Below are 16,445 nucleotides of genomic sequence, written 5' to 3' on the forward strand. Positions count from 1 at the left end.
CGCACCGATGCGATGCGCCCGGCCGGTTCGTCAGAAGCGCGTGCTGAGGCCCAGATTGATCGAGCGGCCCATGCCCGGCACCGGGCGCAGCGTGCCGGTCGCGCCATAATCGCCCAGTGACATGCCGCCGAGCGGCAGGTCATAGCCGGCGTCGAAGAGATTCTTCGCCTCGACCGTCAGCTTCAGCCCCTTGGCCCAAAGCGGCAACGTATAGCCGGCGCGCAAGTCGACCAGTGCATAGCCGCGCGTGCGCGGTTCGTTGCGGGTGGCGTCGACGCGATTCTTGTCGGCGACAAATTCGACATCCGCGCCCAGTTCCAGCGCGTCGATGCGATGGGCGAGGCCCATCTTCAGGTCGAGCGGCATCTGGCGATAGAGCGGGCCGCCATCCGACAGATTGCGGCCATGGACATAAGCAGCGCTGGCGGTGAAGCTGGTTTCGGCATGGGCGCTGCGCTGGAGCGGCACGCTGGCGCTGACATCGACGCCGTAAAATTCAGCATCCTGATTGGCGAATTGCAGCTGCACGAAGCCGCTGGGCATGCCCATCATGTCGGTCAGATCCTGAAGATGGACCGCGTCGATATAGTCGTTCACGCGGGTATAATAGGGCGAGATCTTCAGCGTCGCCCCGCCCTTCGCGGTCAGACGCAGCGCGGCGCTGACGGTGTCGGCCTGTTCCGACTTGAGGTCGAGATTGCCGACATAGCCATTGCCGTCGCCATACCAGCCGATCATCTGGCTGGCCATCGCACCCCGGCCCCAGGCATAGCGTTCGTAGAGATTGGGCGCGCGGCTCTTGTGGGCATAGCCCAGTTCAAAGGCGAGCAGGTCGGACGCCTGCCAGCTCGCCAGTGCGGTCGCGCTCCAGTTGTTGTCGGTGCGGCGATGGCTGCGCGCATTGAAGGCTTCGGCCGCCATGGAGTCCGCCATGTTCATCATGCCGGTGCCATAGGGCTGGACGTCGCCCGTATTCATCCGCACCCGATCGAAGCGCGCGCCGATCGAGGTGGAGAGCCGATCGGTCCAGTGCGATTCCCATTCGCCGAACAGGCCCAGCCGGTCGCGCCGGCCATTGTTGATGTTGATATAGGGATTGGGGCCCATCATCATCGATCCGGCGACCGGCGGCCACCAGTCGTCCATGCCCTGATGCTGATAATCGCCGCCCACGCGCAGCGTATCGTGCGGGCCGACCGGCAGGCTCAGCTTCATCGCCGAGGTGAAGCTGTGAATTTGCGTGTTCATCGGCATGGCGCCGGGCTGCTTGTCGGCGAGGAAGTCCATCCGATGGGCGGTGTCGCGATAGCCGACGCTGGCATCGACATCGCCCCAGGCGAAGGTGCCGCGATAGCGGCCGTTGAGGAACCAGGACCTGTTCGAGGTCATGTCCATATATTGGTTTGGGAAGCCCTCATAGGGCGAGAAATGATAGCCGCCCTTCAGCTCAAACAGGCCGAGACGGTTCTGAGCGGCGAGCGCCAGTTGATGGTCGGTCTTGGCATATTCGGTCGAACGCACCACGCCCCGGTTGCCGCCACCGTCATAATTGTCGGACTGGGTGTAGGAGCCGCTATAGGTGGCGCTGATCCGCTTGCCCGCGACCGTCAGCGTGACGCCGCCGCCAAAAGCATCGCCATTGCGGCGATAGAAGCTGGAGGCCTCGCCCGTGACCAAGGTGCCGCCATCGACGGCGAAGCTCGGCATCGCGCTTTCGACGGCGATGATGCCGGCGATATTGTCGCCGCCCATGCTGACCGGCGAGACACCCGGCACCACCGCGATGCTGCCGACCGTCTGCGGATCGGTATAGGAAAGCGGCGTGTTCATGTCGTTGGGGCAGGCGATGTCGACCGGGATACCGTCAAGCGTGATGCGAATCCGCTGTTCGGTCAGGCCACGCAGCGCCGGCATGGAGGAAAAGCCGCCGCCGCCATTGGCCGCGACGCCGGGCAGGCTGGCGAGGATGGCAGCGGTGTCGCTGCTCGACAGGGCCCGGCGGCGCAATGTGCCGCTACCGAGCCGGGCGCCGTTGAGCGGCGCGCTGCCGATATCGAGCGACGCTCCGTCGAAGCGGGTCTGGAGCGGCGGGGCCGCGTCATCGATGGTGGGGGTATCGGCCGGCAGGCTGTCCTGCGCGGCGACATGGGTGGGGAGCAATGCCAGCGATGCGGCGATTGCGACGAGAGATGTCTTCATCGGAAACCCTGTTTGCGCGCGCTTGCCTTCGCGGCAGGGGCGCTTGATCTGAAAGAAAGGCCGCGCGGCTGCACGGCGATGGTCAGATCAGGCGGGTGGTCCGCGCAAAGGGGGGCGCAGATGACCCGCGCGCACGAGCGCCGGCGGCCGCACCGGCGCGAAGCCGAGCAGCAGCGCGAAGGCGATCGCCAGCTCCAGGATCAGCGGATCAATGCCACCGAGCGAGGCCATGGAGAGAGCGCCATAGGGACATGTGCGCTTGGCCGCGTCGGCCGGCTGATGATCGGGATCGGCCTGCAACGGGACGATCAGTTGCGAGGCAGTACTGCCGATCGCGGCGTCATGGCAGAACTGGATGACCAGGGTGCGCTGCTGCTGCGCCAGCATGAAGCCACCGGGCAGCAAGGCCTTCATGCACAGCGCCAGCAGGACAAGCGCCAGCGCTTGCCCCCGATGCTGCTGAAGATAGACGCGCAGGCTCCCCATGGGGACGGCCTAGCCCGGCCCCCGCCGCCTGTCACCAAGACAAAAGGTCGCAGGGGTCGGGCCGGCAGCGGCACCCAAGAAAAAAGGGGCGGTTTCCCGCCCCTTCCTTCCATCGATCGTCAGGCCGATCAGGCGTCCTGGCCGCCCGGCGTGTGCGCGCCCGGCAGCGGCGGCACCGGCTGGGGCGGGATGCCCGCGCCAGCCTCCGCCACATCGACCACGCCCCGGCCGACATGGCTGCGGCTGCGGCTATAGGCGAAATAGACGATCAGGCCGAGCGTCGCCCAGCCGACGAACATCAGCTTGGTTTCGACGCCCAGGCTCCAGAAGAGATAGGCGCAGCCGGCGATGGCGATCGGCGCGGTGATGTAGATGGCCGGAGTGCGGAACGGACGCTTGCGGTCCGCATCGGTCTTGCGCAGGCGCATCACCGCGATCGACACGGCGGCGAAGGCGAAGAGCGTGCCCGAGTTGGAGATGTCCGCCAGAATGCCGACCGGGAAGAAGGCCGCGAACAGCGCCACGAAGATGCCGGTCAGGATGGTGATGACGTGCGGCGTCTTGTAGGTCGGATGCACCTTCGAGAAGAGTTCCGGCAGCAGGCCGTCGCGGCTCATGACGAAGAAGATGCGGGTCTGGCCGAACATCATCATCAGGATGACCGAAGGCAGGGCCAGGCCGGCGGCGAGGCCGAGCAGGTTGCCGATCTGGGGCCAGCCGATTTCACGCAGGGTCCAGGCCAGCGCTTCCTTCGAGCAGGTGACGGCTTCGGTGCCGGCAGCGGCCAGGGCGGCGCACTGCTGCGACAGGGCGGTCGAACCGGGGGCGAGGACTTCGCCGGCCGGGCCATAGACCGGCTGTGCGCCGACGGTGCCGATCACGCCGGCGGCCACCAGCATGTAGAAGATGGTGCAGATGGCGAGCGAGCCAATCAGACCGATCGGCATGTTGCGCTGCGGATTCTTGGTTTCCTCCGCTGCGGTCGAAACCGCGTCGAAGCCGACATAGGCGAAGAAGATCGAGGCGGCAGCGGCCGACACGCCCGAGAAGCCGAGCGGCATGAACGGGGTGAAGCCCTTCATGTTCATGACCGGCACCGACAGGACGATGAACAGGGTCAGCGCCGACACCTTGATCGCGACCAGCACCGCGTTGACGGTGGCGCTTTCCTTGGTGCCGATGACCAGCAGCCAGGTGACGAGCGACGCGATCAGCATCGCCGGCAAATTGACCATGCCGCCATCGAACGGCCCGCGCGTCAGCAGATCGGGTATGTCGAGATGGAAGGTATGTTCAATGAGGCCGACCACATAGCCGGACCAGCCCACCGACACGGCGCCGGCGGCGACCGCATATTCGAGGATCAGCGCCCAGCCGACCATCCAGGCGATGAGTTCGCCCATCACAGCGTAGCTATAGGTATAGGCCGAACCCGAGACCGGGACCATGGCGGCCATTTCGGCATAGCAGAGCGCGGCGACCGCGCAGACGAAGCCGGCAATGACGAAGGAGAGCATCATGCCCGGCCCCGCCTTTTGCGCGGCTTCGGCCGTCAGCACGAAAATGCCGGTGCCGATGACGGCGCCGATGCCCAGCATGGTGAGTTGGAATGCGCCCAGTGAGCGATGCAGTGATTTTTTCTCTGCCGTCGCCAATATGGCGTCGAGAGGCTTAACGCGCCCGAAAATCATCAATGAAACCCTTTATTGGAGTCTTCTGCCCGGGCGACGCGCAAGCCGCCCCCCCTTTTCTGTGGGACGGGAGACTATCGCCTAATCCGCCATGCGCAAGTATGTTGCGCTTCTGAGACATGCTTCTTCACTGAACGCGCGAAGGAAATTTTATGATCGAGTTGCTGCGGGCGCCCGCGCTGGGCGATGTCCCGCATGGCTTTGCCGGACGACAGGGGGGCGTATCGACCGGGGTGTGCGCCGGTTTGAATGTCGGGCTGGGATCTGAGGACGACCGGCTGGCGATCCTGCGCAACCGCGATCTGGCGCGCGACGCGCTGCTGCCCGGCGCGACGCTGGTGACGGTGCGGCAGGTCCATTCGCCCGATGTGGTGACCGTGACCGCGCCGATCGCCGAGGATGAACGGCCCGAGGCGGATGCGATGGTGACGCGCACGCCGGGGCTGATCCTGGGCATATTGACCGCCGACTGCGTGCCGGTGCTGTTCGCCGACCGGGAAGCCGGCGTGATCGGCGCGGCCCATGCCGGCTGGAAGGGCGCGATCAGCGGCGTCACCGACCGGACGATCGCGGCGATGGAGATGCTGGGCGCGACGCGTGCGGGCATTGCCTGCGCCATCGGCCCCTGCATCGGGCGTGCTTCCTATGAGGTGACTTTGGACTTTGCCGAACGGTTCGAGCGGGACGACGCGGACAATGCGCGATTCTTCAGCGCCGGGCGCGCCGGCCACTGCCAGTTTGACATTGCCGCCTATGTCGCGTCGCGGCTGCAGGCGGCGGGGATCGGCCGGATCAGCCTGCTGGACGAGGACACCTATAGCCAGGCCGATCGCTTCTTCAGCTATCGCCGGTCCTGCCATGCGCAGGAAAGCGATTATGGCCGGCAGATATCGATGATCGCCTTACCCAGCTGAACCCGGCTGAGGGGCTTCAAAAGCCGGACAGAGTAGCGCATGAGAGGGGCTGACATGACCAGTTCTTCCCAGACCCTGCCGGACGTCGGCGATGGCAGCCGCCTTTATCAGCAACTGGCCCGGCGGTTGCTCGCGGACCTGGCGGGTGGCCGCTATGCCGTGGGCGACCGGCTGCCGCCCGAGCGCGAGCTGGCGATCGAGCATGATGTCAGCCGCCCGACCGTGCGCGAGGCGATCATCGCGCTGGAGGTGCAGGGACTGGTCGAGGTGCGGGTCGGATCGGGCGCCTATGTGGTGCGGATTCCCGGCGCCGATCGCCAGGCGACCGAGACGCCACGGTTCAGCATCACCGCCTTCGAACTGATGGAGGCGCGACTGGCGATCGAGGGCGAGGCGGCAGCGCTGGCGGCGCTCCATGCCCGGCCGGACGAACTGGACGAACTGGACCGGCTGGTCGCGCAGATCGCCAGCGAGAATCTGCGCGATGGCGATGCCTATGCGGTCGACCAGCAATTCCACATGCTGATCGCGCAGGCGACGCGCAACGCGGCGCTGGTCGACAGTGTCGCTCGGCTGTGGGAAATGCGGGCGAGCGCGCCGGAATCCCGGCTGCTGCTCGCCAAGGCCCGTGCCGCCAAGGTAACGCCGGTGGTCGAGGAACATCGCGTCATCGCCCAGGCGATCCGGGCGCGCGATCCGGCGGCGGCGCGGGCAGCGATGCGCGGCCATCTGGCGGCGGTGATCGACCATCTGCTGTTCGCGACCGAGGAGGCAGCGGTCGAGGAAGCGCGCAAGGCGGCGCAATCGACCCGCGCCCGCTTTGCCCCCGGCGCGGACTGATCCCGACAGGGCAAATTGACAGCGATGATGACAGCACCGGGGCGATGCCCGCGGGCGATGGCCCGCGCCTGCTTGACCGGCTGAGCGACAAAAACTAAACACCTGTTCAGTCAAACAGGCTTCGCGGCAAGCGGGCAGGACGGGAGAGAGCGGATGCGGGGGACACGCGGGCTGTTTCTGGTGCGGACGGTGGCGGGACTTGCGCTGGCGGCGTCGGCCGCGGGGCTGGTGGCGCAGCAGGCGATGCAGACCGGCACGGGGGCCGACTGGCCGGGCGTCGGCGGCAGCGCCGACGAGAGCGGCTATAGCCAGCTGAGCGCGATCAACACCGCCAATATCCGCAAGCTGGGCCTGGCCTGGTCACTCGACCTGGAGGGCGAGGTATCGCTGGAGGCGACCCCGCTGGCGGTGAACGGCATCCTCTATTTCAGCGGCAGCTATGGCGCGGTCTATGCCGTCGACGGGGCGAGCGGCAGGCTGATCTGGAAATATGATCCGGAAATCTGGAAGGTCAATCCGACCCGGCAGGCGATGGGCATGGGCGTCAATCGCGGTGTCGCTTACGATAATGGCCGCATCTTCATCGGCGTGCTCGATGGCCGACTGATCGCGCTGGATGCCAGGACCGGCGCGGTCGCCTGGAGCGTCAACACGCTGCCGCCCGGCACGATGCACAGCCTGACCGGCGCGCCGCGCACCTTCAACGGCAAGGTCATCATCGGCAATGGCGGCGCCGACATCGGCCAGCGCGGCTTCGTCACCGCCTATGACCAGAAAACCGGGGCGCAGGTCTGGCGCTTCTGGACGGTGCCGGGCAGCCCGGAGCAGAATGCCGGCGACCCGGTGATGGAAATGGCGGCCAAGAGCTGGAACGGTTCCTACTGGAAGACCGGCACCGGCGGCACGGTGTGGAACGGCATGACCTTCGACCCGGAGCTCAACCGCATCTATCTGGGCGTCGGCAATGCCGGCCCTTATGACCCGGAAAAGCGCAGTCCGGGCGGCGGCGACAATCTGTTCGTCGCCTCGATCGTCGCGCTGGATGCCGATAGCGGCCAATATATCTGGCATTATCAGCAGAACCCCCGCGAAAGCTGGGATTACAAGGCGACGGCCAACATGATCGCCGCGACCGTGACGATCGACGGCCGGCCGCGCCAAGTGCTGATGCAGCAGCCGACCAACGGCTTCTTCTATGTGCTGGACCGCGAGACCGGAAAACTCATCTCGGCCGAGAAGGTCGGCAAGGTGAGTTGGGCCAGCCATATCGACATGGCCACGGGACGCCCGGTGGAAACCGCCAACGTCCATTATCAGGACGGGCCGGTCGACATCTATCCCAGCACATTGGGCAGCCATAACTGGCAGGCGATGAGCTACAGCCCGCAGACGGGGCTGGCCTATATCCCCTATATGCAGGCCGGCGCCCGCTACGCGAAGGCGGACAAGGGATTCCTGGCCAGCATCACCGGGGCCAGCGCTAGCTTCATTACGGAAAAGCGCGACAAGGACGACCTGACCGGCGCGCTGCTGGCGTGGGACCCGGTGGCGCAGAAGGCACGCTGGCGCATGACGCGGCCCCATCTGTGGAATGGCGGGACGCTGGCGACGGCCGGCGGGCTGGTGTTCCAGGGGACGGCCGACGGCTATGTCCGCGCCCATGATGCGGCGAGCGGCAAGGAATTGTGGCGGTTCAATGCGGGGCTGGGGATCATCGGCGCCCCGATGAGCTATGCCATCGGCGATACTCAATATGTGTCGCTGCTGGTCGGCTGGGGGGGCACCACGGCAGCGGCCAGCGAGATATTGAATGTCGGCTGGAAATATGGCGCCCAGCCCCGCCGCTTGCTGAGCTTCGCGATCGGCGGCAAGGCGCGGCTCGCCCCCTCCCCGCCGCGCGACATGGCGGTCCATGCGCTCGACGATCCCGGCATCGTGCTGGACGAAAAGGCGGTGGCCGCGGGCAAGGAGATGGGTTTCATCTGCGGCGCCTGCCACGGCATGGCGTTCAAGGGGGCCGGCGCACCGGGACCGGACCTGCGCGAATCCGCCCTGTCGCTGTCGGAGGAGAATTTCTACCAGGTGGTGCAGGAGGGCGCGCTGGCCGAACGGGGCATGCCGCGCTTCCCGCTGGGCAAGGCGCAGATCCACAATATCTGGTCCTATCTGCGCGCCACCGCGCGCGAGGCGCTGGGCACGCGCAAGCCCGACACCGACACGCCCACGGCGGCGCGCTTCTGATGCAGATGACCGGCGAGGAGCGGATCGCCGCGCCGCGCGACGCGGTATGGCAGGCGCTCAATGATCCGGCGGTGCTGCGCCAGTGCATTCCCGGCTGCCAGTCGCTGGAGCGTGACGGCGGGGACCGGTTGCGGGCCGAGATCGCGGTGAAGATCGGGCCGATCGGCGCGCGCTTTGCCGGCACCGTCACCCTGTCGGAGATCGACGCCCCCAATGGCTATCGCATCAGCGATGAGGGCCAGGGCGGCACGGTGGGCCATGCCCGTGGCGGCGCGAAGGTGACGCTGGCCGCCGATGGCCGGGCCACGCGCCTGTCCTATGCGGTCGAGGCCGAGGTTGGCGGCCGGCTGGCGCAGCTGGGTGGACCGATCATCGACGCCACGGCGAAGCAGCTTGCGGGGCAATTCTTCCGTAACTTCAACGCAGTGGTCAGCGGCGCAGACGCGCCGGCGGAGGATGGTCCGGTCGCGGCGGTGACGGCGCCGGTGCTGGCCGCTCCATCGGCGGGCGGCCATCCCTGGGGCTGGATCATCGCGCTTTTGCTGGCGCTGGCGACCGGGGTGCTGCTGGAGCGCAGCGGCGTGGCGGGCACCGGCATGGTAGCGATCGGCCTGTTGCTGGCGGTGACGGCGCTGGCCGGGTTCGAGGCCGGGCGCAGGGGGCGGCGATGAAGCCCGCGCCGTTCGACTATGTCCGCGCCACCAGCATCGACCATGCCTGCACGCTGCTTGCCGAGGCCGGCGGCGGCGCACAATTGCTGGCGGGCGGCCAGACGCTGATGCCGTTGCTGGCGCTGCGCATGAGCCAGCCCTTCATCCTGATCGACATCGGCCATCTGCCCGAATTGCAGGGCATCGCCGCCCACGCCGGCGGCCTGCGGATCGGCGCGGCGACCCGGCAGGCCGATGCGCTGGTCCATCCCCTGCTGGCGCAGGCCTTGCCCGTCTTCGTCACGGCGCTGGCCCATGTCGGCCATCACCAGACCCGCAATCGCGGGACGATCGGCGGATCGATCGCGCTGGGTGAACCGGCGGCCGAGATGCCGGCGACGGCGGTGGCGCTGGGGGCCTCCATGACCCTGCGATCGGTGCGCGGCGCGCGGACCATGGCCGCCGACGCCCTCTATCTTGGTCCCTATGCGACCGCGATCGCGCCGGACGAGATGCTGGTGGCGATCGATTATCCGGCCTGGCCGGCGGATGCGGTGCCGCTGTTCCGCGAAGTAGCGCGGCGGCCCGGCGATTTCGCACTGGTCGGGCTGGTCGGCGCGCTGGCGATCGCGGAAGGCCGGATCGAGCGGGCGGGCATCGCCTGGTTCGGCATGGGGCCGACACCGATGCGCGCGCGGCAGGCGGAGCAGGCGCTGGTCGGCCAGGCGATCGACCGAGTTGATGTGCAGGCCATTGCCGATCTGGCGATCGCCGACAGCGCGCCGTTCGACGATGGCCATGCCAGCGCCGCCTATCGACGCAGCGTCGGCCGGCGCATCTTTGCCAGCAGCCTGGCGCAGGCGCTCGACCGGAGGCTGGCGGCATGAGCGAGCATCGCATTTCGATGACGGTGAACGGCCAGCAGCATCGCGGGCTGGTCGACGGGCGGCTGACGCTGAGCGACTGGCTGCGCGAGGCGGCGGGCTATACCGGCGTGCATGTCGGCTGCGAGCAGGGGGTGTGCGGCGCCTGTACCGTGATCGTAGACGGGCGCGCGGTGCGATCCTGCCTGATGCTGGCGGTGCAGGCCGATGGATGCAGCCTGACCACGGTCGAGGGGCTGGCGGCGGCCGACGGCACGCTCCATCCGGTGCAGCAGGCGCTCAAGGATTGCCATGGCCTGCAATGCGGTTTCTGCACGCCCGGCATCGTCATGACCCTGGCCGCGCTCCGTGCGGATGACTCTCGCCCCGACGAAGAGGCGATGACCGAGGCCATGTCCGGCCATCTGTGCCGCTGCACCGGCTATCAGGGGATACGCCGCGCGATCCGGCAACTGGCGGCGGAGGATGGTGCGCCATGAACGCGCCGCCGATTTCCGCGCAGCGCTTCATCGGCCAGCGCGTGCCGCGCAAGGAGGATGGCCGGCTGCTGACCGGGCGCGGCAGCTTCGTCGACGATATCATCCTGCCCGGCATGCTGCACGCCGCCTTCGTCCGCAGCCCGATCGCGCGCGGCACGATCCGGTCGATCGATACCGATGTCGCACGCGCCCAGCCCGGCGTCCATGCGGTGCTGACCCAGGCGGATCTGGCGCCGTTCGGCGTCACCATGCTGAGTTTCTTCCTCGGCCCGGTGGAGGTGGCGATGACCCCGCTGGCCGACGGGCGGGTCGCCTATGTCGGCCATCCGGTCGCGCTGGTGATCGCCGATGATCGCTATCTGGCCGAGGATGCCGCCAGCCTGGTCCTGGTCGATTATGCCGAGGAAACCGCCGTCGTCACGCTGGACGATGCGCGCCTTGGCCCACGGGTGCATCTCGACACCGACGACAATGTCGCCGCGCTGATGGGCGAGGAGGACGCCGATGCCGCGCTGGAGGCGCTGCTGACGGGCGCGCCGCATCTGGTCAGCCAGTCGATCCGCCATCAGCGCATCGCCCAGTCGCCGATGGAGACGCGCGGCGTGGTGGCGAGCCTGCAGGGCGAGAGCGAATTGCTGGTCCATATCACCTGCGCCGGGCCGCAGTTGGTGGCGCGCTGGCTGACGCTGGCGCTCGACCGGCCGGGGCTGAGCGTGCGGGTGATTGCCAAGGATGTCGGCGGCTCCTTCGGCCTCAAGAATCATCCCTGGATGGAGGAGGTGTCCGCCATCCTTGCCGCCATGCTGCTGCGCCGGCCAGTCAAGTGGATCGAGGACCGGATCGAGAATCTGACCGCCGCCAACCAGGCGCGCGAGCAGGAGATGACATTGCGCGCCGCCTTCGACACGGACGGGCGGCTGATCGCCAGCCATGCCGATTATGCGCTCAACAATGGCGCCTATCCGATGGGGGCGGACGCCAATATCGCCGTCCATATGTTCCTGTGGGCGGCCTATAATATCCCCGCCTACAGCTTCGTGTCGCGCGGCTGGTACAGCAACACGCCGGGGCTGGCCGCCTATCGCGGCCCCTGGGCGATCGAGACGCTGGCGCGCGAGACCTTGCTCGACCGGGCGGCGCGGCAGATCGGCATCGATCCGATCGAAATCCGTCGCCGCAACCTCTGCACCGCTGCCGACCAGCCGTCGGTCACGCCGCTCGGCATCCCGCGCGAGGATATCACGCCGGCGCAATGTCTGGAGAAACTGCTGGCGGTGGTGGACGTGCCCGCCTTCCGCGCGGAGCAGGCCGCGGCGCGGGCACAGGGGCGCTATCTGGGCCTGGGCCTCGCCGCCTATATCGAACCGACCGGCGCGGCCGGCAGCATCGCGGTGATGACCGGCGAGCTGGCGCAGCTGCGGATCGAGCCGACCGGACGGGTGGTCGCGGTGATGAGCGTCCATTCGCAGGGCCATGGCACCCAGACGACGATGGCTCAATGCATCGCCGAGCAGCTGGGCGTGCCAATCGAGGATGTCACCATCTTCGACGGCGACAGTTCGCGCGGCGGCTTCGGTCCCGGCGCGGGCGGCAGCCGTCAGGGGGTGATCGGCGGCGGTGCGGCGATCCGGGCCGGGCGCCTGCTCGCCGACAAGGTGAAGGTGGTGGCCGCCCATCTGCTCAACGCCAGTCCGGAGGCGATCAGCCTGGCGGACGGGATGGTCCATGTCGCCGGCGCGCCGGAGATGCGGCGAACGCTGCGCGAAATTGCCGAGATCGCCTATGGCGAACCGGGACGGATGCTGCCGGGCATGGAGACGGGGCTGGAAGCGCAATATCGCTATGATCCGCCGCCCATGACCTTCACCAGCGCAGCCCATGCCTGCATCGTCGAGGTCGATGCCGACACCGGCTTCGTCAGCATCCGGCGCTGGGTCAGCAGCGAGGATTGCGGGGTGATGATCAACCCTGCGGTGGTCGAGGGGCAGATTGCCGGCGGCCTGGCCCAGGCGATCGGCAGCGTGCTGCTGGAGGATGCCGCGCGCGATGCACAGGGCAATCCGACGGCGGCGACCTTCAAGGATTATGCGCTGCCGACAATCTTCGACGTGCCCGATTTCGAATATGTCCACGCCGATACGCCCTCGCAGGCCGAAGGCGGTTTTCGCGGCGTTGGCGAGGGCGGCTGCATCATCGGCCCACCGACCCTGGTCAATGCAATCGCCGATGCGCTGGCGCCGTTCGGCGAGGTTCCGGTGGATCTGCCGCTGACGCCGGACAAGCTGATGACCGTGATCGAAGGGCAGCCCTGGCCCGAACGTCCGGTCAGCCGCTTCCATCCCGACCATCGGGCGCCGGAGGTCGATACCCCTGCCCCGGTAGCGCCCACCGCCTCGACGGTCGCGCCGGCCGTCCCGGTCGGGATCGACGGCGCGTGGAAGCTGGTGCTGGCGACGCCGATGGGGCCGCAGCCGATGGTGGCGCATTTCGAGGTTTCGGGCGACCGGGTGACCGGGCGACTGGAGGCGGATCAGGGCTCGCAGGATTTTGCCGGGACGGTGAGCGGCGATCAGGTCCGCTGGGAGATGAAGGTGACCAGGCCGATGGCGATCACGCTTAAATATGCGCTGGTCTTTGCCGGCGACAGCGTGAGCGGCAAGTGCAGGATGGGGCTGTTCGGCACCGCCAAGGTGCGGGGCGCTCGGGTGCGATGATTTCCGGGCATAAAAAAGCCGCCGCGGAATGAACCGAGGCGGTGTGTGTGTGCTATGCTGTGAAGTTGGTTGCGGGAGTAGGATTTGAACCTACGACCTTCAGGTTATGAGCCTGACGAGCTACCGGGCTGCTCCATCCCGCGACACTGGGCGTTTTTGTGTGGCCCTGACATGCAAAAAGGGCGGCTTTGCGGGCCGCCCTGTTTTGTAACATTGTGATGGGTTTTTGATCCGTTGCTATGCGCGTGCTTCAATGCCTGGCGACGCCCTACTCTTCCAGTGCTTGAGCAATAGTACCATCGGCGCAGACTGGTTTCACGGCCGAGTTCGGGATGGGATCGGGTGGGTCACAGACGCTATGGTCACCAAGCAATGAAGCAGGCGCATAACTGCGGGTTTTTAATCGATACCGTGCACTATTCACTTTCACTTGGGAAAGTGAACAACAAGAGCTTTTGAGTTTGTATGTTCGTATATCTGGGCTGGCTTAACACCACGCCATCAGCGTCTTAGCTGTTTCCAGCATTGTCGTTGATGGTGGGACTCTTAAGCGCGAACAGAGCAATTAGGACTGGTTAGCTCCATGCGTTACCGCACTTCCACATCCAGCCTATCAACGTCGTGGTCTACGACGGCTCGATGAAATCTTATCTTGAGGGAGGCTTCCCGCTTAGATGCTTTCAGCGGTTATCCCGTCCATACATAGCTACCCTGCTGCGCCACTGGCGTGACGACAGGTACACCAGAGGTATGTTCAACCCGGTCCTCTCGTACTAGGGTCAACTCCTCTCAAATTTCGACGCCCACGGCAGATAGGGACCAAACTGTCTCGCGACGTTCTGAACCCAGCTCACGTACCACTTTAATTGGCGAACAGCCAAACCCTTGGGACCTGCTCCAGCCCCAGGATGTGATGAGCCGACATCGAGGTGCCAAACGATTCCGTCGATATGAGCTCTTGGGAATCATCAGCCTGTTATCCCCGGCGTACCTTTTATCCGTTGAGCGATGGCCCTTCCACGAGGGACCACCGGATCACTATGACCGACTTTCGTCTCTGCTCGACTTGTCAGTCTCGCAGTCAGGCGGGCTTATGCCATTGCACTCTAACAGACGGTTTCCAACCGTCCTGAGCCCACCATCGCGCGCCTCCGTTACTCTTTAGGAGGCGACCGCCCCAGTCAAACTACCCGCCACAGAGGGTCCCTGCACCGGATAACGGTGCGAGGTTAGACATCAGAAAACAACAGGGTGGTATTTCACCTATGGCTCCACATCAACTGGCGTCAATGCTTCAAAGCCTCCCACCTATGCTACACAGTTCTTTCCTAATGCCACTCTGAAGCTGCAGTAAAGGTGCACGGGGTCTTTCCGTCTAACCGCGGGTACTCCGCATCTTCACGGAGAATTCAATTTCGCTGAGCATATCCTGGAGACAGTGGGGAAGTCGTTACGCCATTCGTGCAGGTCGGAACTTACCCGACAAGGAATTTCGCTACCTTAGGACCGTTATAGTTACGGCCGCCGTTTACCTGGGCTTCAATTCAGAGCTTGCACTCCTCCTCTTAACCTTCAGGCACCGGGCAGGCGTCAGGCCCTATACGTCGTCTTGAAGCCGACTTAGCAGAGCCCTGTGTTTTTGCTAAACAGTCGCTACCCCCTGGCCTGTGCCCCCCATCAAAAGTTGCCTTAAGATGGGGCCTCCTTCTTCCGAAGGTACGGAGGCAATTTGCCGAGTTCCTTCAGGATACTTCTCTCAAACGCCTTGGTATACTCTACCATTCCACCTGTGTCGGTTTAGGGTACGGTCTATACGGTGGGGCTATTTCCTGGGACCCCTTCACTGCCCGGAGCAATCCAATAAGCCCGAACAATTTACGGCATCCGTCACACACCACCAGGCCCACGAATATTAACGTGGTTCCCATCGACTACCCCCTTCGGGCTCGTCTTAGGGGCCGGCTTACCCTGCTCAGATTAGCTTTAAGCAGGAACCCTTGGAATTTCGGCGAGAGGGCATCTCACCCTCTTAATCGCTACTCATGTCTGCATTCGCACTTCCGATACCTCCACGGTCGGTTACCCTTCCGCTTCAACGGCCTACGGAACGCTCCGCTACCGCTCAGTCAAAGACTGAACCCTAAGCTTCGGTGCATCACTTTAGCCCCGTTACATCTTCGCCGCAGGATCTCTTATTTAGACCAGTGAGCTGTTACGCTTTCTTTAAAGGATGGCTGCTTCTAAGCCAACCTCCTGGTTGTTTTGGAAATCCCACATGCTTTCCCACTTAGTGATGACTTGGGGACCTTAGCTGTAGGTTAGGGCTGTTTCCCTTTTGACGACGGACCTTAGCACCCGCCGTCTGTCTGCCGAACTAGACTCGTTGGTATTCGGAGTTTGGTTAGAATTGGTAGATCTCGCGACCCCCGCATCCATCCAGTGCTCTACCCCCAACGGCAAATATTCGACGCTCTACCTCAATAGATTTCGCGGAGAACCAGCTATTTCCCGGCTTGATTGGCCTTTCACCCCTAAGCACAACTCATCCGACAATTTTTCAACATTGAACGGTTCGGTCCTCCAGTGCGTGTTACCGCACCTTCAACCTGGTCATGCATAGATCGCCGGGTTTCGGGTCTAATGCATCAAACTATGGCGCCCTATTCAGACTCGCTTTCGCTGCGCCTACACCTAACGGCTTAAGCTTGCTTGATACACTAAGTCACAGACCCATTATGCAAGAGGTACGCGGTCAGGTCTCAAGGACCCTCCCACTGCTTGTAGGCATCCGGTTTCAGGTACTGTTTCACTCCCCTCATCGGGGTGCTTTTCACCTTTCCCTCACGGTACTGGTTCACTATCGGTCATGTACGAGTATTTAGGCTTGGAGGGTGGTCCCCCCATGTTCAGACAGAGTTTCACGTGCTCCGCCCTACTCAAGTCCTGATGTTTCATTTTCGCATACGGGGCTGTCACCCGCTATGGCCGAACTTTCCAGATCGTTCTGCTAATTAAACATCAGGCACTGGCCTGGTCCGCGTTCGCTCGCCACTACTAACGGAATCTCGGTTGATGTCTTTTCCTCCGGGTACTGAGATGTTTCAGTTCTCCGGGTTCGCTTCACCAAAGCCTATTTTATTCAGCTTAGTGATACCTCTCCCATTTAACTACGCGGCCGGAAAACCGACAACGGAATTAAATGGTGAAGGTGGGTTGTCCCATTCGGAAATCGCGGGATCAAAGCCTGCTCACGGCTCCCCCACGCTTATCGCAGCGTGCCACGTCCTTCATCGCCTGTACATGCCAAGGCATTCACCAGATGCCCTTACCTCACGCTTGAGAGTCCA

At 64.8% G+C, this 16,445-nt stretch carries 10 protein-coding genes, 1 tRNA gene and 2 rRNA genes; 7 read left to right on the plus strand and 6 right to left on the minus strand.

All coding sequences use genetic code 11. From position 1 onward, the window contains the following. Positions 1 to 30 precede the first annotated feature (30 nt). From HH800_RS20085 to HH800_RS20095, 3 genes are all read right to left on the minus strand, one after another. Entirely contained in the window at positions 31 to 2,199 is a 2,169-nt protein-coding gene (locus HH800_RS20085) for a TonB-dependent receptor (protein WP_169862092.1), read from the minus strand. Positions 2,200 to 2,286: 87 nt separating this feature from the next. Then, positions 2,287 to 2,685 carry a DUF2946 family protein gene (locus HH800_RS20090; protein ID WP_169862093.1) on the minus strand — a complete coding sequence of 133 codons (399 nt, stop codon included), beginning with the start codon at positions 2,683 to 2,685 and terminating at the stop codon, positions 2,287 to 2,289. A gap of 128 nt (positions 2,686 to 2,813) precedes the next feature. Further along, a complete protein-coding gene (locus HH800_RS20095) occupies positions 2,814 to 4,376 on the minus strand; it encodes an amino acid permease (protein ID WP_010338621.1) in 1,563 nt (520 codons plus the stop codon). A 152-nt stretch (positions 4,377 to 4,528) separates the two neighbouring features. Here HH800_RS20095 and pgeF point away from each other — a divergent pair, with 152 nt between their 5' ends. The 7 genes from pgeF (at position 4,529) to HH800_RS20130 (ending at position 13,098) form a co-directional block, all read left to right on the plus strand. Then, positions 4,529 to 5,290: a peptidoglycan editing factor PgeF gene (gene pgeF / locus HH800_RS20100; RefSeq protein ID WP_122928398.1), complete on the plus strand. Its 762-nt coding sequence runs from the start codon at positions 4,529 to 4,531 to the stop codon at positions 5,288 to 5,290. A 54-nt stretch (positions 5,291 to 5,344) separates the two neighbouring features. Next, positions 5,345 to 6,130 (plus strand): FadR/GntR family transcriptional regulator, encoded by a 786-nt coding sequence (locus HH800_RS20105; protein ID WP_169862094.1) that lies wholly within the window; start codon positions 5,345 to 5,347, stop codon positions 6,128 to 6,130. Positions 6,131 to 6,283: 153 nt separating this feature from the next. Then, positions 6,284 to 8,371 carry a PQQ-dependent dehydrogenase, methanol/ethanol family gene (locus HH800_RS20110; RefSeq protein WP_169862095.1) on the plus strand — a complete coding sequence of 696 codons (2,088 nt, stop codon included), beginning with the start codon at positions 6,284 to 6,286 and terminating at the stop codon, positions 8,369 to 8,371. Further along, positions 8,371 to 9,042 (plus strand): CoxG family protein, encoded by a 672-nt coding sequence (locus HH800_RS20115; RefSeq protein ID WP_169862096.1) that lies wholly within the window; start codon positions 8,371 to 8,373, stop codon positions 9,040 to 9,042. The genes HH800_RS20110 and HH800_RS20115 overlap by 1 nt, the downstream gene beginning before the upstream one ends. Further along, positions 9,039 to 9,908, plus strand: coding sequence for an FAD binding domain-containing protein (locus tag HH800_RS20120; protein ID WP_169862097.1), 870 nt, complete (start codon positions 9,039 to 9,041; stop codon positions 9,906 to 9,908). Before HH800_RS20115 ends, HH800_RS20120 begins: the two co-directional genes overlap by 4 nt. After that, on the plus strand, positions 9,905 to 10,384 hold the full coding sequence (locus tag HH800_RS20125) for a (2Fe-2S)-binding protein (RefSeq protein ID WP_169862098.1): 480 nt from the start codon (positions 9,905 to 9,907) through the stop codon (positions 10,382 to 10,384). Before HH800_RS20120 ends, HH800_RS20125 begins: the two co-directional genes overlap by 4 nt. Further along, positions 10,381 to 13,098, plus strand: coding sequence for a xanthine dehydrogenase family protein molybdopterin-binding subunit (locus HH800_RS20130; RefSeq protein ID WP_169862099.1), 2,718 nt, complete (start codon positions 10,381 to 10,383; stop codon positions 13,096 to 13,098). The genes HH800_RS20125 and HH800_RS20130 overlap by 4 nt, the downstream gene beginning before the upstream one ends. A gap of 66 nt (positions 13,099 to 13,164) precedes the next feature. On the opposite strand, the gene HH800_RS20135 is transcribed toward HH800_RS20130, so the two are convergent. From HH800_RS20135 to HH800_RS20145, 3 genes are all read right to left on the minus strand, one after another. Beyond that, positions 13,165 to 13,241, minus strand: a tRNA-Met gene (locus tag HH800_RS20135). A gap of 112 nt (positions 13,242 to 13,353) precedes the next feature. Continuing rightward, positions 13,354 to 13,468 (minus strand): 5S ribosomal RNA (gene rrf, locus HH800_RS20140). A 176-nt stretch (positions 13,469 to 13,644) separates the two neighbouring features. Further along, positions 13,645 to 16,436: ribosomal RNA gene (locus HH800_RS20145) — 23S ribosomal RNA — on the minus strand. Positions 16,437 to 16,445: the final 9 nt, after the last annotated feature.

The sequence above is a fragment of the Sphingobium yanoikuyae genome (assembly GCF_013001025.1).
Taxonomy (GTDB): Bacteria; Pseudomonadota; Alphaproteobacteria; order Sphingomonadales; family Sphingomonadaceae; genus Sphingobium; species Sphingobium yanoikuyae_A.